22 protein-coding genes and 1 other RNA gene are annotated in these 21,162 nt (G+C 38.1%); 16 read left to right on the top strand and 7 right to left on the bottom strand.

Annotated elements, in window-relative coordinates:
• The first annotated feature begins 1 nt into the window (after position 1).
• From BMSHG_RS06720 to secG, 7 genes are all read left to right on the top strand, one after another.
• On the top strand, positions 2–1,507 hold the full coding sequence (locus BMSHG_RS06720) for a PucR family transcriptional regulator (RefSeq protein ID WP_019153670.1): 1,506 nt from the start codon (positions 2–4) through the stop codon (positions 1,505–1,507).
• A 290-nt stretch (positions 1,508–1,797) separates the two neighbouring features.
• Entirely contained in the window at positions 1,798–2,475 is a 678-nt protein-coding gene (locus BMSHG_RS06715; protein ID WP_019153669.1) for a TorD/DmsD family molecular chaperone, read from the top strand.
• 29 nt (positions 2,476–2,504) lie between these two features.
• Positions 2,505–5,069: a molybdopterin-dependent oxidoreductase gene (locus BMSHG_RS06710; RefSeq protein ID WP_019153668.1), complete on the top strand. Its 2,565-nt coding sequence runs from the start codon at positions 2,505–2,507 to the stop codon at positions 5,067–5,069.
• A 16-nt stretch (positions 5,070–5,085) separates the two neighbouring features.
• Positions 5,086–5,640, top strand: a complete 555-nt coding sequence (locus BMSHG_RS06705; protein WP_019153667.1) for a DMSO/selenate family reductase complex B subunit — start codon at positions 5,086–5,088, stop codon at positions 5,638–5,640.
• A gap of 25 nt (positions 5,641–5,665) precedes the next feature.
• A complete protein-coding gene (locus BMSHG_RS06700; protein WP_019153666.1) occupies positions 5,666–6,514 on the top strand; it encodes a dimethyl sulfoxide reductase anchor subunit family protein in 849 nt (282 codons plus the stop codon).
• Positions 6,515–6,613: 99 nt separating this feature from the next.
• On the top strand, positions 6,614–6,823 hold the full coding sequence (gene tatA / locus BMSHG_RS06695) for a twin-arginine translocase TatA/TatE family subunit (RefSeq protein WP_019153665.1): 210 nt from the start codon (positions 6,614–6,616) through the stop codon (positions 6,821–6,823).
• A 115-nt stretch (positions 6,824–6,938) separates the two neighbouring features.
• Positions 6,939–7,172 carry a preprotein translocase subunit SecG gene (gene secG / locus BMSHG_RS06690; protein WP_019153664.1) on the top strand — a complete coding sequence of 78 codons (234 nt, stop codon included), beginning with the start codon at positions 6,939–6,941 and terminating at the stop codon, positions 7,170–7,172.
• Positions 7,173–7,221: 49 nt separating this feature from the next.
• Here secG and BMSHG_RS06685 read toward each other — a convergent pair whose 3' ends face one another.
• The 6 genes from BMSHG_RS06685 to sigY are packed head-to-tail and all read right to left on the bottom strand — an operon-like array spanning position 7,222 to position 10,122.
• Complete coding sequence (locus tag BMSHG_RS06685; protein WP_019153663.1) at positions 7,222–7,998, bottom strand: ABC transporter permease; 777 nt, start codon at positions 7,996–7,998, stop codon at positions 7,222–7,224.
• Positions 7,995–8,876 (bottom strand): ABC transporter ATP-binding protein, encoded by an 882-nt coding sequence (locus tag BMSHG_RS06680; RefSeq protein WP_019153662.1) that lies wholly within the window; start codon positions 8,874–8,876, stop codon positions 7,995–7,997. The genes BMSHG_RS06685 and BMSHG_RS06680 overlap by 4 nt, the downstream gene beginning before the upstream one ends.
• A 16-nt stretch (positions 8,877–8,892) precedes the next feature.
• On the bottom strand, positions 8,893–9,090 hold the full coding sequence (locus BMSHG_RS06675; protein ID WP_026073354.1) for a PLDc N-terminal domain-containing protein: 198 nt from the start codon (positions 9,088–9,090) through the stop codon (positions 8,893–8,895).
• Positions 9,087–9,293, bottom strand: coding sequence for a hypothetical protein (locus BMSHG_RS29020; RefSeq protein WP_019153660.1), 207 nt, complete (start codon positions 9,291–9,293; stop codon positions 9,087–9,089). Before BMSHG_RS29020 ends, BMSHG_RS06675 begins: the two co-directional genes overlap by 4 nt.
• Entirely contained in the window at positions 9,290–9,604 is a 315-nt protein-coding gene (locus BMSHG_RS06665) for a YxlC family protein (protein ID WP_019153659.1), read from the bottom strand. Before BMSHG_RS06665 ends, BMSHG_RS29020 begins: the two co-directional genes overlap by 4 nt.
• On the bottom strand, positions 9,601–10,122 hold the full coding sequence (gene sigY / locus BMSHG_RS06660; protein ID WP_019153658.1) for an RNA polymerase sigma factor SigY: 522 nt from the start codon (positions 10,120–10,122) through the stop codon (positions 9,601–9,603). The genes BMSHG_RS06665 and sigY overlap by 4 nt, the downstream gene beginning before the upstream one ends.
• Positions 10,123–10,308: 186 nt before the next feature.
• On the opposite strand from sigY, the gene BMSHG_RS06655 reads away from it, so the two are divergent.
• The 9 genes from BMSHG_RS06655 (at position 10,309) to BMSHG_RS06610 (ending at position 19,071) form a co-directional block, all read left to right on the top strand.
• Complete coding sequence (locus BMSHG_RS06655) at positions 10,309–11,055, top strand: alpha/beta hydrolase (RefSeq protein ID WP_019153657.1); 747 nt, start codon at positions 10,309–10,311, stop codon at positions 11,053–11,055.
• A 20-nt stretch (positions 11,056–11,075) separates the two neighbouring features.
• Entirely contained in the window at positions 11,076–13,400 is a 2,325-nt protein-coding gene (gene rnr, locus BMSHG_RS06650) for a ribonuclease R (protein ID WP_019153656.1), read from the top strand.
• Positions 13,401–13,676: 276 nt separating this feature from the next.
• Positions 13,677–14,144 (top strand): SsrA-binding protein SmpB, encoded by a 468-nt coding sequence (gene smpB / locus BMSHG_RS06640; protein ID WP_019153655.1) that lies wholly within the window; start codon positions 13,677–13,679, stop codon positions 14,142–14,144.
• A gap of 303 nt (positions 14,145–14,447) precedes the next feature.
• Positions 14,448–14,784: a transfer-messenger RNA gene (gene ssrA / locus BMSHG_RS27415) on the top strand.
• Between the two features lie 728 nt (positions 14,785–15,512).
• Positions 15,513–16,052 (top strand): hypothetical protein, encoded by a 540-nt coding sequence (locus tag BMSHG_RS06635; protein ID WP_019153654.1) that lies wholly within the window; start codon positions 15,513–15,515, stop codon positions 16,050–16,052.
• A 16-nt stretch (positions 16,053–16,068) separates the two neighbouring features.
• Entirely contained in the window at positions 16,069–17,049 is a 981-nt protein-coding gene (locus BMSHG_RS06630) for a cytochrome D1 domain-containing protein (RefSeq protein WP_019153653.1), read from the top strand.
• Between the two features lie 159 nt (positions 17,050–17,208).
• Positions 17,209–17,553: a four-helix bundle copper-binding protein gene (locus tag BMSHG_RS06625; RefSeq protein ID WP_019153652.1), complete on the top strand. Its 345-nt coding sequence runs from the start codon at positions 17,209–17,211 to the stop codon at positions 17,551–17,553.
• A gap of 396 nt (positions 17,554–17,949) precedes the next feature.
• A complete protein-coding gene (locus BMSHG_RS06615; RefSeq protein WP_019153650.1) occupies positions 17,950–18,861 on the top strand; it encodes a YIEGIA family protein in 912 nt (303 codons plus the stop codon).
• 3 nt (positions 18,862–18,864) lie between these two features.
• Complete coding sequence (locus BMSHG_RS06610; protein WP_019153649.1) at positions 18,865–19,071, top strand: capping complex subunit for YIEGIA; 207 nt, start codon at positions 18,865–18,867, stop codon at positions 19,069–19,071.
• A 214-nt stretch (positions 19,072–19,285) separates the two neighbouring features.
• Here BMSHG_RS06610 and BMSHG_RS06605 read toward each other — a convergent pair whose 3' ends face one another.
• Entirely contained in the window at positions 19,286–20,863 is a 1,578-nt protein-coding gene (locus BMSHG_RS06605) for a multicopper oxidase family protein (RefSeq protein WP_019153648.1), read from the bottom strand.
• Between the last annotated feature and the right edge of the window lie 299 nt (positions 20,864–21,162).

The following is a 21,162-nucleotide window of genomic DNA, read 5'->3' as shown; positions in this document are numbered from 1 at the left end:
AATGAAAGATTCTATTCAACATATATTGCTCACGACGCCTATTCATCAGCTATCTTTTTTTACCTCAATCCCTAGAAAGGAAATTAGCTATGAACGGAGATTAGAAGCTATTCCAAAGCATTCATTACAAGTCCCGACGCTTTTAGTGCTAACAGATGTGAAAGATTGGAATAAAATAAATGATAGAAATATAACGGAACAGCTACTTCAAGATCCCCATTTAGTTGGGATTGTATTATGTTGTCTTGAAAAAATAGTTATAGATGAAGACACGATCCAACTTTTTGAGGAATGTCAAGTACCTCTTATACAAGTATTTGAGAGCAATTTATCTAAGATGACGGAGTATCAACCCTCCTACAGTCAATTAAGTTTAGAATTGATAGGATATGAAGAAAAAGGATTTGTTCAATTGGCGACAGAGCTCTCGAAAGGATTAAATACCCCGCTTCTATATTTGAATGAAATGAATCAGATTATCTGGCAAACTGCAACAAAGGAAGTACAACAAGAGGCAAATCGCTGGCTCAATACTCGCCGTTTTAGCGAAAATGAAGAGGGGATTTTTACCCCCCATTATATTCATTTAAACGAATCTTCCAGACAAACGCTCCTTGCTTCAGGTGAATTAGCTATGTGGCAAAGACAGATGCTCGATCGATTAGCAGCTTTGACCGCTCTCTATATTCAAAAGGAAAGCAGATACATAGAGTTGCAAGAAAAAATGAAGGAACATTTTATTTATGATCTTTTATATCATAAATTTGAATCGAAGAAAGAAATGATCAGACAAGGAAAAGCTTGGGGGTGGAATTTAGAAAGGCCTCATTATTTGCTCGTCATTAATACTGCTTTTTCGGACTCTTCTCTATCGGAAATAGATTGTCTTGATCAAATTGTGGACGACTTGCAAATTAGTAAAAATCAAATTATTCCATTTCAATTTCAAGAACAAATTATTATATTAGTCGAAGATCAAGAAAGGCTCCCCCTAAATGAAAGGAAAACGGCTATTGTGGAAAAAGCAGAGATCTTACATAAAGATCTCACAATGAAGTGGAGGCAATTTCAATTTACGATTGGAATTGGAAAATGGTATGAGGATACGATTTATTTAAATAAAAGCTATCAAGAAGCTAAATTAGCATTAAAATTTGGTCAAAGGTGGTTTGAAGACAAATTTATTTTTCATATTCGAGATTTAGGGATTCTTCATTTACTCATTCATCTACATCATGAACTTCTCTTTGATTTCAGTCAGGAGTATTTATCCGAATTAATATGTGCTGATGAGAGTAATGGAACTGAGTATATAAAAACGCTACAAGTGTATATTCAATATGAGGGGAAAATAACGGAAGCATCAGATGCATTGTTTATTCATCCAAACACATTAAGAAACCGAATCAAAAAGATTGAAGAAATTACAGGTACTCATTTACAAGAACCAGAAGAATATATGAATCTTACGATAGCGACGAGAATACTATCCTTTTTAAATATGTAATACCTTGCTGAAACATAAGCAAGGTTTTTTTGTGCTTTTGTTGAGAATGGTTAACTGTTAATACTAGAAATTAAGTTAGAAAGAATGTAAACATTCAAAGTTTATTCACCTATCTAAGGGTGACACTGTTATTGCTTCACAAAGTGGTAGATAGAAGTCTGTATATCTCTACACTCCTAAAAGGATAATCCTTTCGATAGAATGAGAGTGTAGTTACAAGATGATACAAAATTACCTAATTTTCTACACATTTATGTGAAAATAATCACAAAACAGGAGGTGTATGATCAATGGTTGTGCAAGAGCAGCACATGTTAGTAAATAACTATTTTCATTTAAGGTCAAGTGCTTACGATTTACTAAGACGATTTTTTCTCGAAGAACCTAATAGACAACTATTAAGGTCATTACAAGGAGGGTATATTGGTTCTTTTCCTTTTAAACAAGAAAACGCTTTAATTCAAGAGGGAGTAACTGATATTTCTATCTTTCTTGCCCAGCATGATTTGGATGAGGTCTTTGATTCATTGCATTGGGATTACACGAAAATGTTTATTGGTCCATATGAATTACCAGCGCCCCTTTGGGAATCCGCTTATTTAAACGAAGAGCGACTATTATTTCAAAAAGAAACGTTGATAGTACGTCAAGCTTACTTAAAATACTGTTTTCTCCCAGCTCAATTTGGAAAGGAAGCAGATGATCACTTAGGTTATGAACTCGATTTTCTCTATCAACTAAATGAATTAACGATGACAAAGATAGAAGAGGAAGAGTTTCCAACAGAAATGATCATCGATCAAATTCGATTTATTGAAGAACACCTATTGAAATGGGTGCCTATTTTAAAGGAAAAGATTGTTCAACACGCTCAATTTGATTTTTACAAAGGAATGGTTAAAATCCTTCAGGGATTTTTGGAAATAGATAAGGTTTGTCTGGAGGAGCTTGTAACCATTAAAAACTAGAGAGTTTTAACATTATTGGAGGTGACGAAATGTCAAACTTGATCAAAAAAGCGATGGATTATTCCATGAGTCGCAGATCCTTCTTAGGTTGGTCAGCTGCATTAACAACCGCAGCGGTTGTCCCCACATACGGATTAAAAAAGATTGACGAAGCCCGTGCAGCTGAACAGGCAGCAGAGGAAGGGGAATGGATCACAGCAGCATGTTGGCATAACTGTGGTGGCCGCTGCTTAAACAAGGCATTAGTTGTTGGTGGGGTTGTTGTAAGACAAAAAACAGATGACACACATCCAGATAGCCCGGATTATCCGCAACAAAGAGCATGCTGGCGTGGTCGTTCTCAAAAAGAGCAAGTATTTGGAGTGGATAGAATTAAATATCCTATGAAGAGAAAAAATTGGGAGCCTGGTGGTGGAAAAAAGGAACTACGTGGAAAAGATGAATGGGTGCGTCTCTCTTGGGAAGAAGCACTAGATTTAACAGCAAATGAAATAAAAAGAATTAAAGAGACATACGGAAATAGCTCAATTTTAGGAGAAGTGAATTCTGGATTAGATAGAACACTGAAACTCTACGGAGGACATGCTACTTCGTGGGGATCTACATCATGGGGTACTTGGGTAGATGTAGGGCCAACTCTTGTTGGACCATATGCGGACAGTTATTCCAATACCGGAAATGACCGACTTCGATTACGTGAATCCAAGTTAATTATCATGTGGGGAGCCAATCCAGCATGGAGTTCTGGAGGAAACCCAACATATAATTTCCTTCAAGCAAAAAAGGCAGGAGCTAAATTTATTTTTATTGATCCAAAATACTCTGATTCAGCTCAAGTACTTGCTGATGAATGGATCCCTATTCGTCCAGCGACAGATGCAGCTATGCTGATCGGTATGGCCTATGAAATTATAATGGAAGACAAAAAGAGGCCTACGATTGATTGGGAATTCCTTAACAAGTGTACAGTAGGATTTAATGCGGATAATATGCCTGAAGGGGCTGATCCAAAAGGGAGCTTTCAAGATTATGTATTAGGTACGTACGATGGGGTTCCAAAGGATTCAAACTGGGCGTCTGAAATTTGCGGAGTGGCTCCTGAGAAAATTAAAGCTTTAGCTATCGAATATGCAACAACAAAACCTACTGCAGTAATATGTGGTGGAGCAACATCCAGGACCCATCGAGCAGAGCAAACTGCACAAGCTTTTATTACTCTAGCTTGTATGACAGGAAATATCGGAATTCCTGGGGCTGGAACAGGTTTAAGTTGTCATAATCGTGCAGGAAATGCTGGTCCACCACTTGTAAAAGCAGGTCCAAATGGTATTGATCAGATTGAAAATCCGATAGAAGTAAACATAAATCAAAATGAAATATGGGATGCTGTTTTAACTGGTAAATATACTGCTGGAAAGAATGATATCAGAGATATTGATATTAAAATGGTTTGTTATGATGCAAGAGCTACGCTCAACCAAAAGATGGGAGCGACTAAAGGGATTAAAGCGCACAGAGAAAAACTTGAATTCGTTTTATCACAGTCTCATTTTCTTACTACTCAATCCAAATTTGCAGATATTGTTCTCCCAGCTACAACTCCGTGGGAAAGATTCGGAAGTTTTACAACTGGGAATAGAGAAATATTGATTTTTAACAGTCAGGTTACTCAACCGTTGCATGAGGCAAAGGATGATTTGTGGATCGCAACAGAGATCGGTAAACGATTAGGAATAGATGAGAAAAAGATTAACCCGCTTTCCGAGCAACAAACAGTTTTTAATCAGCTCGCAGGAGCAATGGTTGTAACAGCTGATGGTAAAGATTATGAGCCATTAGTAACTATTACCCAAAATGATATTAACGATTGGGGAGTAGTCGGTAAACCTCAGTCTGGAAGAATTACTTTGAAAGAATTTAAAGAAAGAGGAATTTATCAAGTTGAACGATCTCCAGGAGATAATTATGGATTTACAGAATTTGAGGATTATCGAAAGGAACCAGAAAAATTTCCAAGAGAGACACCAAGCAAGAAAATAGAAATATATTCTCAAACATTAGCAGATTTAATTGGGAACTATGGTTGGAATGAGAAATCACCAATTGCAGAATATGATAAACCTGAAGAAGGGTACGAAGATACATTTAGTGATTGGGATGCTAAAAAGAAAGGTGATTTTCCTTTACAACTTTACACAATTCATTATAGAAGAAGATCCCATTCCATATTTGATAATATACAGTGGCTCAGAGAAGCGTTTCCTCAAGAGTTTTTTATGAGTAAAGAGGATGCAGCGGATAGAGGGATTGAACACGGAGACATTGTGAAAATTACAAGTCGGCACGGAGTAGTTATTCGACCTGTGTATTTAACTGAAGGAATGATGCCAGGAGTAGTAACTCTCGGCGAAGGAGCATGGATTGAATTAGATGAGGAAACAGGGATAGATAAGGCAGGCAATGTCAATATTTTAAACGGTGCAATTCCAACTGGACAAGGTCATATGGGGGCAAACTCTTGTAATGTACAGGTAGAAAAATACGATAAATCATTAGCTCCAGATGTCGAATGGCCACAAAGGATTGTTTTATAACTAGGAGGTGAAGGCAGTGAAACAGAAAGGCTTTTATTACGATTCTACTATATGTACGGGGTGCAAAACATGTGCCATTGCTTGCAAGGATAAGAATGAGCTACCTGTAGGAGTGAATTTTAGAAGAGTTTACTCTTTTGAGGGAGGCAAATATCCGAAACCTTGGATATACCATCTTTCCCTCGGCTGCAACCACTGTGAACATCCGAAATGTGCAGAAAACTGTCCGACGGGTGCCATTTATAAGCGTGAAGAGGATGGCTTAGTTGTCCAAGATCATGAGAAATGCATTGGCTGCCGGATGTGTGTATGGTCATGTCCATATGAGGGCCCGCAATACATTGAAGAGGAAGGAAAAGTCGGCAAATGTGACGGCTGTGCAGACCTCGTTGATAAAGGGGAGAACCCTGCATGTGTGGACGCTTGCCTAATGAGGGCGATTGAGTTTGGCGATATTGAAGAACTTCGTGCGAAGTACGGGGATCATACAAACTTGAAAGTGTTGGCGGACTTTAAAATAACAGATCCGTCGATAACCGTAAATGCTATCCCAGAAGCAAAAATTGACTAAAGTCTAAAATGAAGGAGGTTTCACCATGTTTAGCGAAGAATGGCCATTATTGATGTTTACGTTGCTTACGCAATTAGCTGTTGGCTCTTATATATTTTTGGTCGTCATCCGTTCCTTAAATAAAACAAGTATGGGACCAACGAAAATTGGAATGCTTCTTGTTGGACCTGTGATGGGGATTGCGATTATTTTATCGATTTTTCACTTAGGAACCCCGTTAGGAGCTTACCGAGCCTTGCTTAATCTAGGTAGTTCATGGTTAAGTCGCGAAATTTTATTTGCGGGCCTATTTTTTGGCTTATGGCTTGTCGGCTATATTTTAGAAAGAATGGGAAAATGGAGTCAAGTACTTGGTTGGATCAACTCGATTGTCGGAATTGGAACGGTTTTTTCAATGGCGAGTATTTATGGAGCGTCCATCTTACCAGCTTGGACAAACGTCAATACGTATCTCTCCTTTTTTGGAACAACGATCGTGTTTGGAGCAATCGGAACGGCATTCACAATCTTGATAAGTAAAGAAGAGACGTCGCCGCAATTAAATTCTATTTTAAAGATTACAAGTTTAATCGGATTATTGGCGATTGCGTTCCAGCTAATTTATTTACCAGTTTATACGTCTGGATTATCTGTTAGTGGTTCAGCGGGTTATGAATCTGCCCAACTTGTAGCGGGAAGCTATCTATACCCTACTATCATTCGTTGGGTCTTTACGATTGCGGGAGTGTCAATTTTGATGTTTGGTTTATTCCAAAAGACACAAAGAACAGCGGTATATCGATTATCCTATGTCGCTTTTGGGCTTGTGATCGTAGGAGAGTTTCTCGGAAGATATATTTTCTATGCAACTGGAGTGCCGATTATCGTCGGATAGTCTGAAGTGGATGTGATTGGAGTGTAAGTAGGTGCCTGTGTAACAACTTACTTGCACTCTTCTTTTTCAACGACTTATTACGAAAATGAGGGGATAAGAATGTTATCTAATATTGGAATTCCAGGTTTAATCATCATCTTAGTACTGGCCTTGATCATATTTGGTCCAAAAAAACTTCCTGAAATCGGAAGGGCATTTGGACAAACCTTGAAAGAATTTAAGAGTTCAACAAAAGGTCTAGTTGATGATGAAAAAGAGGAAACGGTAGAGAAAATGGCAGAATTAAGTGAGGATGTTAAAAAAGCCTAATCCATTTTTTTGTGAAGTCTAAATCAGCAGTGAAAAATGACTTAGTATTGCGATAAACCGCCGCCTATGATAAAATATGAGATACTGTGAAATGTTCGTTTCAGGAGGTGGACTCATGCATACTCTATTTATTACATTATTGGTTATTGTATCAATTGCTTTAATCGTTGTAGTACTTTTACAATCGGGAAAAAGTGCAGGACTTTCTGGTGCCATCTCTGGTGGTGCGGAGCAGCTTTTTGGAAAGCAAAAAGCACGTGGACTTGATTTAATTCTCCACCGCATTACCATCGTATTAGCTGTATTATTTTTTGTATTAACATTTGTAGTCGCTTATTTAGGAGTTTAAGAAATAATCAAAACCTGGCCCCCCATTGAAGGAGCCAGGTTTTTTATTTCTAATATCGTTCAAACCGTCGAAATCGGGCAGTTGCTAGTATTAAGCATAGTAGAGATAAAGCGATAGTAGTTATGATGACAGTTAGGCCATGGTCGAGCAGTTTCCCGTCGATTAGAATGGCAGAAGCGTGCGCTCTAAGATTAGTTGGACTCCACGCAGTATATTTCGTAAAGAGGTTGCTTACAACCGATAGTCCACCTAGGACCACGATGCTAACTGCTGCAATTCCACTTGCAGATTTAAGGAGCGTTCCGGCTAGAATCAAGACCGAAATAATAAATATGATCCACAAGCTATAGATGAGAAAACTAGAGATGACGAGCTCCCACTCGATAGGGTCAAATAGCAAGTTTGTGTAATAAAAGGTCAGCCCATAGCTTAATAAAAATGCGATGAGAGCAATGAGTATTTGGCCAGTCCATTTGCTTGCTATATATTGAATGGCTGAGACGGGACGAACCATCACGAGTGTTAGCGCTCCATTTTGACGCTCGTTGGCGATCACGCCCATTGCTGCAAGAACAAATAGTAATGAGCCGATCGTTCCAAATTGACTTAAGGTAGTAGCTAACACCTCTGAGCCTGATGGAACAGGAATCTCGATCACTGTTCCCTCTGGGAGATTGCCTGCGCTTTCGAGAATCTGCGGCATATAATAAGTCGTAATGGGCTGAGAGATGCCAATAATCATAAAAGCAATCGGGAGCCAAATCCATTTCCCATTTCGAAAACTTTCGGTAAGTTCTTTTTGAAGTAACGTTACATAATTTTTCATTGGTTCATCACCTTCATATAGGCATCCTCTAGTGAATCTTGCAAACGTTCAAAATGTAAGAGTGTGCGATTTTTTTCCATTAGTCTTTTTAAAAATAAATTGCTGTCAAAAGTTGAATCAACGAATAGTGTTGCCGTGTTAGCGTCCTTGTATTGGACATTGGCTAGGTCGTCAAATACATTTTCTAAACTCTCTGCTGTACGAATTTGAATGGCTGATGTTGCTTGGCTGTTTTTTAGTGAATCCAAGCTCCCGTTCCATTTAATCAATCCTTCTTTGAGGATTATGACTGAGTCACAAACTTGCTCAGCATCATGAAGCACATGGGTTGAAAAAAGAATCGTCATTGTCTCTTTTAATTGTAGTAAAATTTCGAGTACATCGCGTCTACCGTTTGGATCAAGAGCAGATACAGGTTCGTCTAAAATGAGCAGATCAGGCTCATGTAATAAAGCTTGAGCAAGGCCCAGTCTTTGCTTCATTCCCCCTGAGAAACCACCAATTCTTTTGTTTCGCACATCTGTTAGACTGACAAACTCTAGTGTTTCTGTGATTTTTTCTTCTAGCTTTGCTTTAGAGAGATGCGATAATTTTCCCGCAAATTGCAAAAATTCTTTTGCTGTCATCCATGAAAAAAAGGTAGGATGTTGGGGGAGAAATCCAATTCGATGTCTGAAATCTTTTTGTGTACCGGAAAACTGAATATTGCCTGATGTAGGTGATAACAATCCTGCAAGCATCTGCAAGGTGGTTGTTTTTCCTGCTCCATTTGGACCAAGTAAAGCGGTGCATTTCCCTTTTTCAATTTGAAAAGAGATTCCTTTTACGGCCTGATCTTCTTTATATGTTTTAGTTAAGCTATGAATGTTGACTAGCATATTTTTGGCTCCTATTCTACTCTTTTTTCGGTCCCATAATGAAATAGATAATCGGTCCAAAGAGGCTAATGCATAAAATAATGATGACCCACATCCATTTCGGTCCGTTTGTTTCTTCTTGCTTAAAACAGTTAACTAAAGCTGAGATGGCGAGGATGGCTTGTAAGATGATTAATGGCATTACAATTGCCCAATTGATGTCTGACACTTTCATTCACTCCTTTTTTGTTTTCTTTTATAAGGAAGGACGACGAATAAGAGGTAGAACAAGGTCGGCATAGGCAATTGGATAAGACCCCAAATACCCCAAAACCAAGCGTATGTACCTCTCTTTTTGGCATCGATAAAAAGTAGGATGCTTTGTAGTAATAAAAAAGGTAGAAGCAGTAATACAATGAGTAACTTTTGTTCGGTCATGATAATGGTCTTCCTTCCGATTGGCGTTTTCTTAAAAAGAAGAAAAGAACAGGAGCACCGACAAGCGCAGCGATTTGTATTACGACAAAAATTATAGGTGCTTTAAATACGACCACTGTAAAGGCAGTTAAAATAAATAGAGCTGTCAAAACAAATACAATTAGTTCTTTGCGAAACGCTCTCCTTTTTTCCATTTGAGCGACGATAAGCTGTTCTTTGAGAGTGTGGACTGATGGAGTCGAATGTCCGCTTAATTCATCAAGCTGTTCCATGTCTTCTTTCAGCTGTTTGAAAAATTCTTTTTCGTTCATGAATCCCACTCCTTTCTTAATCGTTGAATTCCAATGTGGACTCTTGATTTGACGGTCCCAGTTCGAATCCCAAGCATTTTTCCGATTTCTTCATAGGTGTACCCGTAGTAATGACGAAGCAAAATAGGCATTCTCACGTCTGCATCAAGCTGGTTAAAGTCTGCAAATGTGTCACTCCACTCAATTCCTTTAGATTGGGCGTTCCAGCTTAGCTGACGGGAGAGAAGGTTAATCTTCTTCTGCTCTCGTTTTTGCTTTCTAATTGAATCGATGTATAGTCTAGAAGCTATCGAAATCATCCATGTTGAAAACTTCCCTTCTCCTTTAAAGGAAGATAGGTGGGTATAGCATTTCATCATCGTTTCTTGAGCAAGCTCTTTACTCGTTTCTTCATGTAAGGTAAGTTTTAATAAATATTTAAATAAAAAGGAATAATGCCGGTGAAAAAGAAGGGCAAAGGCCTCGTCGTTTCCCAATCTTGCTTTATGAATTAAGGATAGATCATCATCTTGCTCCATCTTGAGACCTCCTTTCTAACTATAAGACGACAGATTCTTTTCTAGCGTTCATTTTTTTATAAATTTATTTTAGCATGGGCAAAAAACGATTGAATCATGATGGAGTCGAGTCCTTTCAGTGGATTGAACCGATCACTATTGTTTACACTAAGATAGGAATGTTTTTCGATAAAGGAGTTTATACATATGAAAATTTCACAACCAAAGCCTTTTCTTTTTGAAAGAGGAAAAAGAGCAGTATTATTTTTGCACGGTTTTACAGGGAATAGTGCGGATTGCCGCATGATGGCTCGTTTCCTTGAGGGAAAAGGCTATACTTGCTACGGTCCACAATATAAAGGGCACGGTGTACCACCAGAAGAGCTCGTTCATACAGGACCGGAAGATTGGTGGCAAGACGTGATGGACGGTTATCATTTTTTGGAAAATAAAGGATATAAAGAAATTGCGGTTGTCGGACTTTCACTAGGTGGCGTATTTTCTTTGAAATTGGGTTACACTGAGCATATTAAGGGGATTGTCCCGATGTGTGCGCCGATGTTTCTTAAAAGTGAAGAAGTGATGTACAAGGGTGTGCTTGCCTACGCTCGTGAATATAAAGAGCGCGAAGGAAAGACTCCAGAGCAGATTGAACAAGAAATGGCAGAGTTTCAAAAGACGCCAATGAACACATTATGTGCGTTACAGGAATTAATTGCAGAGGTCCGAAACAATATTGATATGATTTATGCCCCGACATTTGTTGTACAGGCGCGTCATGACAGAATGATTAATACGGAAAGCGCCAATATCATCTATAATGAAATTGAATCACCAGAAAAAGAAATCAAATGGTATGAAGAATCTGGTCATGTTATTACCTTTGATAAAGAGAAAGATCAGCTTCATGAGGATGTGTACAGGTTTTTAGAATCACTAGATTGGGAAGAATAAAGATAAGAGGAGGGATCATAATGGATGATCATATAAAGCAGCATATAGACAAGCTTCTCCATTATATGGAGGATGAAGCGTATAAACCTCTGACTGTTCAGGAATTGGAAGCGGCTTTTGGAATTGCTGATTCTACTGAATTTAAAGAGTTTGTCAAAGCTCTTGTCATCATGGAAGAAAAAGGTTTAGTGGTTCGCACTCGTAGCAACCGTTACGGTCTTCCAGGAAAAATGAACTTAATTCGCGGGAAGTTAACAGGTCATGCGAAGGGATTTGCCTTTGTTATACCTGATGAGCCGGGATTAGATGATATTTTTATACCACCGAATGAAACAAATAACGCCGTTCATGGTGATACTGTTTTAGCAAGAGTTACAACTGAAAGCTCTGGTCAACGTCGTGAAGGTACGATTGTCCGAATCATTGAGCGGGGGATTAAGCAAATTGTTGGTACATATACCGAAAGTAAACATTTTGGTTTTGTCATTCCCGATGATCAAAAATTTGCGAGTGATGTCTTTATCCCGAAAGCTGCTTCAAAAGGGGCAGTTGAAGGGCATAAAGTCGTCGTCAAAATAACGACATATCCAGAAGGTAGAAAAAGCGCAGAAGGAGAAGTTATCGAAATTCTTGGTCATAAAAATGATCCAGGTGTCGATATTTTATCCGTTATTCATAAGCACGGACTTCCTGGGCCATTTCCAGACGATGTTATCGAGCAAGCAAACGAAACACCGGATACCATATCTGAAGATGAAATTAAAAATCGCCGTGATTTACGAGATGAAACCATTGTTACGATTGACGGAGCTGATGCAAAGGACTTGGATGACGCCGTAACCGTTACGAAACTAGAAAACGGAAACTATAAGCTTGGAGTCCATATCGCCGATGTTAGCTATTATGTGGAAGAAGGTTCAGCGATTGATCGGGAAGCAGCGGATCGTGGGACAAGTGTCTACTTAGTAGACCGTGTGATCCCGATGATTCCGCACCGTCTTTCTAATGGGATCTGTTCCCTTAATCCGAAGGTCGATCGATTGACGTTATCTTGTGAGATGGAGATTACTTCTGATGGGCAAGTCGTCAACCATGAGATTTTCCAAAGTGTGATTAAGACAACGGAGCGGATGACGTATAGTGACGTTAATAAAATTTTAACGGAAAAAGATGAAGAACTTATCGAACGTTATAAGCCGTTAGTGCCAATGTTTGAGCTCATGGAAGAGCTGGCTCAAATTTTACGTGAAAAAAGAATGCATCGTGGAGCAATCGACTTCGACTTTAAGGAAGCAAAGGTGCTCGTTGATGAAGAAGGGAAACCAACGGATGTTGTCTTGCGCGAACGTTCTGTTGCAGAACGACTTATTGAGGAGTTCATGCTTTGTGCCAACGAAACGGTGGCGGAGCATTTCCATTGGTTGGATGTCCCGTTTATTTATCGAATCCACGAGGATCCGAAAGAAGACAAGCTACGAAGATTCTTTGAGTTTATAACGAATTTCGGTTATATCGTAAAAGGGACAGCTAATGAAGTACACCCTCGCGCTTTGCAGGAAATCATTGAAGAAGTTCAAGGGAAGCCAGAGGAAATGGTCGTTTCAACCGTGATGTTACGGTCAATGCAAAAGGCCAAATATGACCCTGAAAGTCTAGGTCACTATGGCTTGTCAACCGAATTCTATACTCATTTCACTTCACCTATTCGCCGTTATCCAGATACGATTGTTCACCGTTTGATTCGTACCTATTTGATTGAAGGGAAAATGGATCAGGCGACACGGGAAAAGTGGGATGCCCAGCTTCCGGAAATTGCGGAGCATACTTCGAAAATGGAGCGTCGTGCTGTTGATGCTGAAAGAGAAACCGATGAGCTGAAAAAAGCAGAATACATGGAAGACAAGATTGGTGAAGAATATGATGGGATTATTAGCTCGGTGACTAATTTCGGAATGTTTGTCGAGCTCCCAAATACGATCGAAGGTCTTGTTCATGTTAGCTATATGACGGATGACTATTATCGCTATGATGAGCGTCATTACGCCATGATCGGCGAAAGAACGGGCAATGTATACCGCATCGGTGACGAGATTACCGTTCGTGTCGTCAAAGTTGATAAAGATGAGCGTTCCATCGATTTTGAAATAGTCGGGATGAAAGGAACTCGTCCTAGACGACCAGAAGAAGGGGCACGCAAGGTTTTCAAAACGGGAAGCTCTGAGAAAAAGCCGCGTAAAGGTTCTGGTAAACCATCTGAAAGAGATGGCAAAAAGCCAAATGGCCAAAGAAAAAAGAAAAAGCATTACGAAAATGCTCCAAAGGCCAAGCGAAAGAAGAAAAAGTAGGAGGAAGGAGCCATTGAATTGGCTCCTTTTACAGTTGGTTTGGTGGATATCGGCGATTTTTTGAATATATCGGCGAAAAACATGATTTATCGGCGATTTTTTGAATATATCGGCGAAAATCTAAATATATCGGCGAACCTATAAAGTGGATATCGGTCCAAAATAAAATATATCGGTCAAAGCATAAAATTTAGCAAATCCCATTTTTCAGCATTGCATTTGAGGCTGCGTCTTTTTTTTGTTAAAATAAAGAGCAGTATGTTAGGGGGAAGTCATATGCCTAAAGGCGCTGGTAAGGTTATTGCCCAAAATAAAAAAGCGTACCACGATTATTTTATTGAGGAGACGTTTGAAGCAGGACTCGTTTTACAAGGGACAGAGATTAAGGCCATTCGTGCTGGAAGAGTGAATTTAAAGGATTCTTATGCACAAATCATGAACGGTGAAATGTTTTTAATAGGAATGCATGTCAGTCCGTACGAGCAAGGAAATCGTTATAATCATGATCCACTGCGCACGCGAAAGCTACTCCTCCATAAAAAGGAAATTGACAAGTTGATTGGAGAAACGAAGCAAGATGGTTATTCGATCGTTCCTGTTAAACTTTACTTAAAAAATGGTTTTGCGAAAGTATTGATTGGTCTTGCTAAAGGTAAGAAAAAGTATGATAAACGTGAAGATCTGAAGAAAAAGGAAGCCAAACGTGATATTGAGCGTGCTTTCCGCGATAGACAGAAGATGTAAGGATAGGCTAAACATTTTTTACAGAACCTTACAATTGATTCACGGTCTATTTGTGATATAATAATAAATGTCACCAAGAGTGACGCAAACTGATAGCTCATCTATTTCGAGCATTCCGTTTCATTCCATAGTCTTGTTTGTGTGAAATACCATGAACAGACATTTGATGTCTAGCTGCAGGCACCATCGGCTCGAGGTCATAAGCCAATCCGTCCCGAAGGTTAAAGAACAACCTTCAAGCCGGCTCGTCTTATGCTTGTCGCCGATAAACAGGAGCCTTCCGCTTTTCTAACATGGGGACGCTACGGATTCGACAGGGGTAGTTCGAGCTTAGGTTGCGAGTCGCGGGGATCGGCCGCGTACCAACGTCAACGCCTATAACTGGCAAACAACAAAACAACTTCGCTTTTGCTGCTTAATTAGCGCATAGCGGTTCCTCCCTCCATCGCCCATGTGGTAGGGTAAGGGACTCAACGATAGTGGGCTACGCCGGATCTCACCGTCTGAGGGAAAAGGAAGAGCATAACCAGACTAGCTGACCGGGCGCCTGTCGATAGGCAGATGGCTCAGCGAAACACGAATATGTCGACTACACTCGTAGAAGCTTAAGTGCCGATATCTTTGGACGTGGGTTCGATTAGTTCATAGTCGCCTTATGTGGTAACGCATAAGTGAAAATTCGGCTTTATCGGTGAAACCTAAGTCGTGAAAAACGATAGGGCAATGCCGAGCGGTATGTGGAGCAATCCAACAGCCGTGTATCGACTTATAGGCTGCCATCTTGGTAGTACTAGGATGCGAATTCCTATCTGGAATCAGATAAAAATTACGGTTCGCATAATACGCCGAAGGACCTGATACATGTCAGGTTCAAGATATAGTCAGTGCCATGACGAAAGCATGGAATAGCACGTCCCACCGTCTCCACCAAATACATATTTGGTGGTTTTTGTGCGCTTGTGTGACTTAAACCATAATTTTGCCGTTTTGGCAAGGAAATGCTTCAATAAACTCTTGGCAAAAATATGCTTCAATTAGATTATTAAGAGATATAATTATATTAAAAAGAAGGATAGTAAAGAGTTCAGCTCACTCCACTATCCTTTTCTTATTTATATTATTTGTACAACACAGTAGACTATATTTTATTTTTTAAAAATTAATGTAAAATGCAAGGATAGTGAGGGAATCTATTTTCCTATACTATCCTTTTCGCTCTTATTTAATGCTAATTTAGAAGGGGCTTATTAATTATAGAGATAACATAATGCAATTTTTTCTGCAAATAGACATCAAATCTCAACCAAATCTGCACACATTCTTGCGATTATAAACTTGTTAGATTAAAGCAAGAGTGGGGGATATAGTATGGACGGGAAGAAAATATCAATGATTGTAGGAGCAGCGATTATTGTCTTGTTTATAGGCTGGTTTTATATTGGCCAGTTAAGTGTTACGGAAAAAGTTGTTGAGGAGGATACCATTGCGGAACAAGTCGAAAGCGGAGCTTCAAATAACAAGGAAGAAGATGAAGGAATTGAACCTTCATTTCAAAGAACTGACAGCCAAGGAACACTTGCTATTCAAGCAACACTAATACCTGAAAAAAGTTCTTCGAAACAGCTCTTTTTTGAAATTGTTTTTAATACACATTCCGGTGATTTACTTCAATATAAAATAGAACAACTTGCAAAACTTTCTTTTCAATCAAGTGAAAATCCTTCGGGAACATTTGAGTGGGATTTAGCTAATGAAGACTCACATCATATGGTGGGCTATTTAAGTTGGAGCGGAGAGGTTTTGGATGAAAATATAACTTTAAAATTAGATAATATTGAAAACGTTTCATCAAGAGAGTTTATCTGGGAAAAAAATGATATAGCATTAATTACTCAAACAGATCAGTGAGAGGAGTAGCAAGAATATGAAGAAGGTAGGAATCATACTAATTGCTGTATTTCTGATAGCGGCAATTATTTATATTACTGACAAAGGAAGAGCCTCCTTAGCATATATACCTAATGCTGATGAGGGGACAATATCGGTTGTTGATACTAAGAAGGATGAAGTCATTAGGACATTAAAAGTGGATAGCCAGCTGTCAGATGGTATTGAAGTAAGTATTGATGGGAAGAAAGTTTATGCTGGCAATTATGACAAAGGAGAGCTATTTATTATCAATGCTGATTCCGGAAAAATTAAAAATACAATCGATACTGGAGTAAATCTCCATGGAATCGACATTACTCCAGATGGACGTTACCTATACCTAGCAAGCGGTGATTTAAAGGAAGGAGAACAATATAATTATATTAAAGTGGTAGATACAGAAAGTGAGGAAGTCATCAAAGAAATTAAATCTACATCAAAAAGCCCAGCTCATATTGATTTTAGTAATGATGGCAGTCTTGCATATGTATCGAATGTTATGTCAAACGATATTTCTTTAATAGATACGAAGAAGATGGAGATTATTGCAACGATTCCTGTTGGTACTACGCCGAATGAATTAGAACCATCAAAGGACGATAAATATTTATTCACTGCCAATGTTACTGATGGAACGATTTCGGTTGTCGATATTATTCTGCAGAAAGAAATTAAAACAATTAAAGCTGGAGATGGAACACACGGCTTAGAGCTTTCACCAGATGGGAAGTTTTTATATGCATCCAATCGGAGTTCCAATGATCTTGTTAAAATAAATCTTGAAAACTATGAAATTATTAAAAAAGTTGTAACGGGAGAGACAGCTAACCACGTATCTTATGTACCTGGTGCAGATAAACTTTATGTAACAAATAAAGATTCCAATGACTTAACGGTAGTTGATGATAATAGTTTTGAAGTGATTAAAAAGATTAGACTTGGGGAAACTCCTCATGAAATAAATTTTTCAATGTAGATGTTTTTTTGAAGTTTGAATATTGTTTTTTCCGAAATCCTGTATAGTACAGGATTTTTTTTGTTCAGTAATAATAACCATTAGTAAGAAAATCTTATGTATAAGAAATAGCAAATGGAAAATAATAACTTAGACAAAACTATTTGGAGGTTTTTTAACATGGGTGTTCTCTCTGTTTCACCAAAAGATATGGATCAATGTATTGAAATTTGTGTAAAATGTGCTAGGGCTTGCGAAGAATGTACAACTGCTTGCTTACAAGAACCAGATGTACAAGCAAGAATAAAATGTCTTCAAATGCTAAATGATTGCGCTGAAATTTGTCTACAATCAGTTGCTTACATGGCTCGCAATAGTACATATGCAAATCAACTTTGTCAGCTTTGTGCAGATATTTGTGAAGCCTGTGCGATGGATTGTGAGAAGTTCCAAGACGCGCATTGTCAAGAATGTGCTAAAATCTGTCGTGAGTGTGCAGAGGCTTGTAGAAATATGGCTTCTTAATTATTTTAACCCCTCCTTATAGAGGGGTTTTTCAGGCAACTTATAAACTATAGTAAGCTTCGGCATTCTGAGATACATTCTTCTAAATCTTTTGCAGCATGTTGCATTCTCTCTTTAGACCCAGCGTGGGCTTTGCTCATGGCTCTATTCAAATGTGTTAATGCACTTTCACACTCGGTTATACACTCTTGAAGGTCATTTTTATTCACTATCACTCATCTCCTTTCTATATGATATTGTTTGTTATTGAAAGTTTTTTTATAACTCAAAAATAGGTTGAATTTATATTAAGATTTTGAAGGTAGTCTTTATATAATCCTGCCTGCTGTTATTTCGAATTATTATTTTTAGAGCAATAACAAATAATACAGAATGAATAAAAAATGGAGTGAAATTATGAAGGATGGAATGATCTCAACCGAATACCTTACTTTAATTGTAACAGCAACGATTATAGGAACATTGGCTCGTATATTAACGGTTAAAGAAGATTTTAGACAGTATCCAAGCTACCCAAATGGGTATATGCTTCACCTAGTAACGGGTTTCGTTGCAGCTTCATTGGGGGCATTTGCTATACCAGCTCTTATGACCAAAAACTTTACGGCTGTTACTTTTCTTACTCTAGCAATTCAACAATTTAGAGACGTTAGAAAGTCTGAAAGAGAAAGTTTAAAGGATCTTGAGAACACAGAATATGCATACCGTGGAGATGCTTATATTGATGGAATTGCAAAGACATTTGAATCGAGGAATTATTTTTCTTTAATTGTTTCCTTAGTTACGGCTCTAACGATGCAAATTATCGATAGCAACATGGCTTGGTTCAATATTCTTTCTGGTGCCATTGTTGGTTTCGTTGTTCTTTACATATTAAAACGTTTCTCAAAAGGAAAAACAATTGGAGATATTGCTGAGGTGAAAGAAGGAAATATTGAAATAAAAGAATCAGAACTTTTTGTGGATGGAATCTATGTATCAAATCTGTTAGGTTCTGAAAATGCTTCAAAACTGTTTCAAAATGAAGGTTTGGCAGTTGTAATATCCCCTCATGAAGAACATTTTCGTGTAGCATTAGATAATTTCGGACAAAGGCAGGCTGCTTTGTTTGAAGCTACAAGGTCGTTGGGTGTAAAGAGATATCATTTCACAAGAAAAGAATATGGGGAAGGGAAAATTGTTATCACACTCGTCCCAATTATCAAGGATATAGAGAAGTTAATTGAAGCTGTTAAAAACACTCCTTTACTTGAAAGTGTAAAAAAGAGTCATGCTGTAATGGATACAAATTTAGTGGGGAGGGAATAAGAAATGGGGAGAGAAGCAACAGAAAGACCAAATTACGAGATATTAGCCTTCGTTACGTTACAAAAAGAACGAGTGTTAGGAGGAAAACAACTTACTCTATTAGCGCTGGATGAAGAGGAACAAAAAACCATCGTCCAAGACATAGCAAAAGCTATGAAAGCAGATGTAGTTAAAATGAAAAATGGGGATTATTTAGTTTTAAGAGTATAAGAAGGACAATTTAACTAAAGAGCAAAGATATGCTCAATACCCTGTATAAATGTATTAACACCCTGTGTTGATGTGAATTAAACATCAGAATAAAATACTTATTCTTCTAATTCTAGCACATGTAGACTGTAATCTAGTTGAAGTACTGCCCTTAATAAATGACATAATAGTTATGAAAAAAATGCGGTCAAGTTTTATGACCGCATTTTTTTACTTACTCTGGTTTATTATTAGCATTTGGATCAGGAGTAAAGTTCGGTTCAAAACCGTCATATTTGATTAAGTCTACCATTCCTGCTGTTGCATGGTGCAAATCGTGGCAGTGGAATAACCAATTACCAGGGTTATCGGCTTTAAACGTCACTACGTATTCATCACCTGATTTTAAATTAATCGTGTCCTTTAAGATTGGAGAACCTTCTAACGGTTTTCCATTTTTACTTAATACTTGGAAGAAGTGTCCGTGTAAATGCATTGGGTGGTCGGCACCTTCCGGAGAATTATTCTTTAATGTTACTTTGATTAAATCCCCTTCTTTTACAGTTAGGCCATCAATATCTGGAAAGGACTTTCCATTGATTGACCAAATATTGTCCATATCGTTTCCATTAAGATCCATCGTGTACTCAATATCATACTCTTGTTCTAAAGTAAATTCGCCGGCTGCTGCACCGCCATAATTTGCAAAATTGAAAACTGGAAGACTTTCACTTTGATTAGACTGATCTGCTGAATCACTATTTCCTTCATATTGAATCAATGCTTTCATGCCTTCTGTCCCTTCCATATCACCATGACACTCAAGATACCATTCCCCAGGATTGTTTGCTATAAATTCAATATCATAACGTTCACCTGGAGCAATAGTAATTAACTCATCTTCAATTTCTTTCGGTTCATTCAATTCTTGACCATCAACGGCTACCACTTTAAATTTATGACCATGAAGGTGTATATTGTGCGACATATATCCAACATTGGCTAAACGAATTCGAACGGTTTCACCTTCTTTCACTTTTAAAGGCTCAATTGCGTCACCACTTTTTCCATTCATGGTAAAGATGTCATACCCAGACATATCGTGTCCCATACTCTCACTACCATGTTCATCGGTTTCAGAACTACTATCCTGATTCATACCACTCATATTGCTGTGATCCATTCCATCCATTTCATCCATACTTTCGCCCATAGATTCAGATTCTGCTTGATTACTCATCCATTCATCTAACATAATCGTGTAATCCCGGTCATATGTTTTTTCTTTCGGTTCAACAACAAAAGAACCATATAGTCCTTTATCCATCTGACTCACAGCTTCCTGATGTGAATGGTACATATAGGTACCTGGTACCGTCGCTGTAAATTCATAGGTGAAAGTTTCTCCAGGTTGAACTGCATTCTGAGTTACCCCTGGTATGCCATCCATTTCATTCGGTACAGGAATCCCGTGCCAGTGAATGGAGGTTGGATCTGGTAGTTCATTTTTAAGATTGATTTTGACCTTTTCTCCCTCTTTAACTCGTATTTGTGCTCCTGGAACAGAACCGTTAATAGTCCAGGCAGTTACAGTTACTTCACTATTTAATGGGTGGGAGACTTCTTTTGCTACTAGATCAAATTCGTTTCCAGTTAATGTTTCAGTACTCGTTGAGGTCAAACCTTCTACTTTACTTTCTGTTTTTTCTGTTTCCTTTTGATCTATATTCTCTGTTTTTGAGCCTTGCTCTGAAGAACAAGCGGCTAGAAAGAGAATAATTGCTGCTAATAATATAGTCAATTTAAACTTCATCTAAAACCCTCCAAATTTTTATTTCCGAATTGAGCTTAATAGAAATATTTGCAGAAATTGAGGATTTTTTTTGATGGATTATAAAAAGCAAGGGTAAAAATCACAGTTTTTAATAAAAGTTCATTAAATATTCAAATTCCAAATGAGAGCGTGTATTCTCCCGTTTTACTAATTTTGAAATAAAATTTGATGTTATTATGCAAGAACCATGTAGGGATACTTGTTCTTTTTGATACTTTCTGCATATTTGTTTTATACAGTAACTATGTCCATATTGGATATTTTAGAGATACCTCGGG

The organism is Robertmurraya massiliosenegalensis JC6 (genome assembly GCF_000311725.1).
Lineage (GTDB): Bacteria > Bacillota > Bacilli > Bacillales > Cytobacillaceae > Robertmurraya > Robertmurraya massiliosenegalensis.
The sequence above is the reverse complement of the archived record's forward strand: the minus strand, read 5'-3'. Positions and strand labels throughout refer to the sequence as shown.

Bases quoted from the DNA above. Each gene is read 5' to 3' on its own strand.
- BMSHG_RS06720 (WP_019153670.1), top strand. From the start codon at position 2: ATGAAAGATTCTATTCAACATATATTGCTCACGACGCCTATTCATCAG.
- BMSHG_RS06715 (WP_019153669.1), top strand. From the start codon at position 1,798: ATGGTTGTGCAAGAGCAGCACATGTTAGTAAATAACTATTTTCATTTA.
- BMSHG_RS06710 (WP_019153668.1), top strand. From the start codon at position 2,505: ATGTCAAACTTGATCAAAAAAGCGATGGATTATTCCATGAGTCGCAGA.
- BMSHG_RS06700 (WP_019153666.1), top strand. From the start codon at position 5,666: ATGTTTAGCGAAGAATGGCCATTATTGATGTTTACGTTGCTTACGCAA.
- tatA (WP_019153665.1), top strand. From the start codon at position 6,614: ATGTTATCTAATATTGGAATTCCAGGTTTAATCATCATCTTAGTACTG.
- secG (WP_019153664.1), top strand. From the start codon at position 6,939: ATGCATACTCTATTTATTACATTATTGGTTATTGTATCAATTGCTTTA.
- BMSHG_RS06685 (WP_019153663.1), bottom strand. From the start codon at position 7,998: ATGAAAAATTATGTAACGTTACTTCAAAAAGAACTTACCGAAAGTTTT.
- BMSHG_RS06680 (WP_019153662.1), bottom strand. From the start codon at position 8,876: ATGCTAGTCAACATTCATAGCTTAACTAAAACATATAAAGAAGATCAG.
- BMSHG_RS06675 (WP_026073354.1), bottom strand. From the start codon at position 9,090: ATGAAAGTGTCAGACATCAATTGGGCAATTGTAATGCCATTAATCATC.
- BMSHG_RS29020 (WP_019153660.1), bottom strand. From the start codon at position 9,293: ATGACCGAACAAAAGTTACTCATTGTATTACTGCTTCTACCTTTTTTA.
- BMSHG_RS06665 (WP_019153659.1), bottom strand. From the start codon at position 9,604: ATGAACGAAAAAGAATTTTTCAAACAGCTGAAAGAAGACATGGAACAG.
- sigY (WP_019153658.1), bottom strand. From the start codon at position 10,122: ATGGAGCAAGATGATGATCTATCCTTAATTCATAAAGCAAGATTGGGA.
- BMSHG_RS06655 (WP_019153657.1), top strand. From the start codon at position 10,309: ATGAAAATTTCACAACCAAAGCCTTTTCTTTTTGAAAGAGGAAAAAGA.
- rnr (WP_019153656.1), top strand. From the start codon at position 11,076: ATGGATGATCATATAAAGCAGCATATAGACAAGCTTCTCCATTATATG.
- smpB (WP_019153655.1), top strand. From the start codon at position 13,677: ATGCCTAAAGGCGCTGGTAAGGTTATTGCCCAAAATAAAAAAGCGTAC.
- BMSHG_RS06635 (WP_019153654.1), top strand. From the start codon at position 15,513: ATGGACGGGAAGAAAATATCAATGATTGTAGGAGCAGCGATTATTGTC.
- BMSHG_RS06630 (WP_019153653.1), top strand. From the start codon at position 16,069: ATGAAGAAGGTAGGAATCATACTAATTGCTGTATTTCTGATAGCGGCA.
- BMSHG_RS06625 (WP_019153652.1), top strand. From the start codon at position 17,209: ATGGGTGTTCTCTCTGTTTCACCAAAAGATATGGATCAATGTATTGAA.
- BMSHG_RS06615 (WP_019153650.1), top strand. From the start codon at position 17,950: ATGAAGGATGGAATGATCTCAACCGAATACCTTACTTTAATTGTAACA.
- BMSHG_RS06610 (WP_019153649.1), top strand. From the start codon at position 18,865: ATGGGGAGAGAAGCAACAGAAAGACCAAATTACGAGATATTAGCCTTC.
- BMSHG_RS06605 (WP_019153648.1), bottom strand. From the start codon at position 20,863: ATGAAGTTTAAATTGACTATATTATTAGCAGCAATTATTCTCTTTCTA.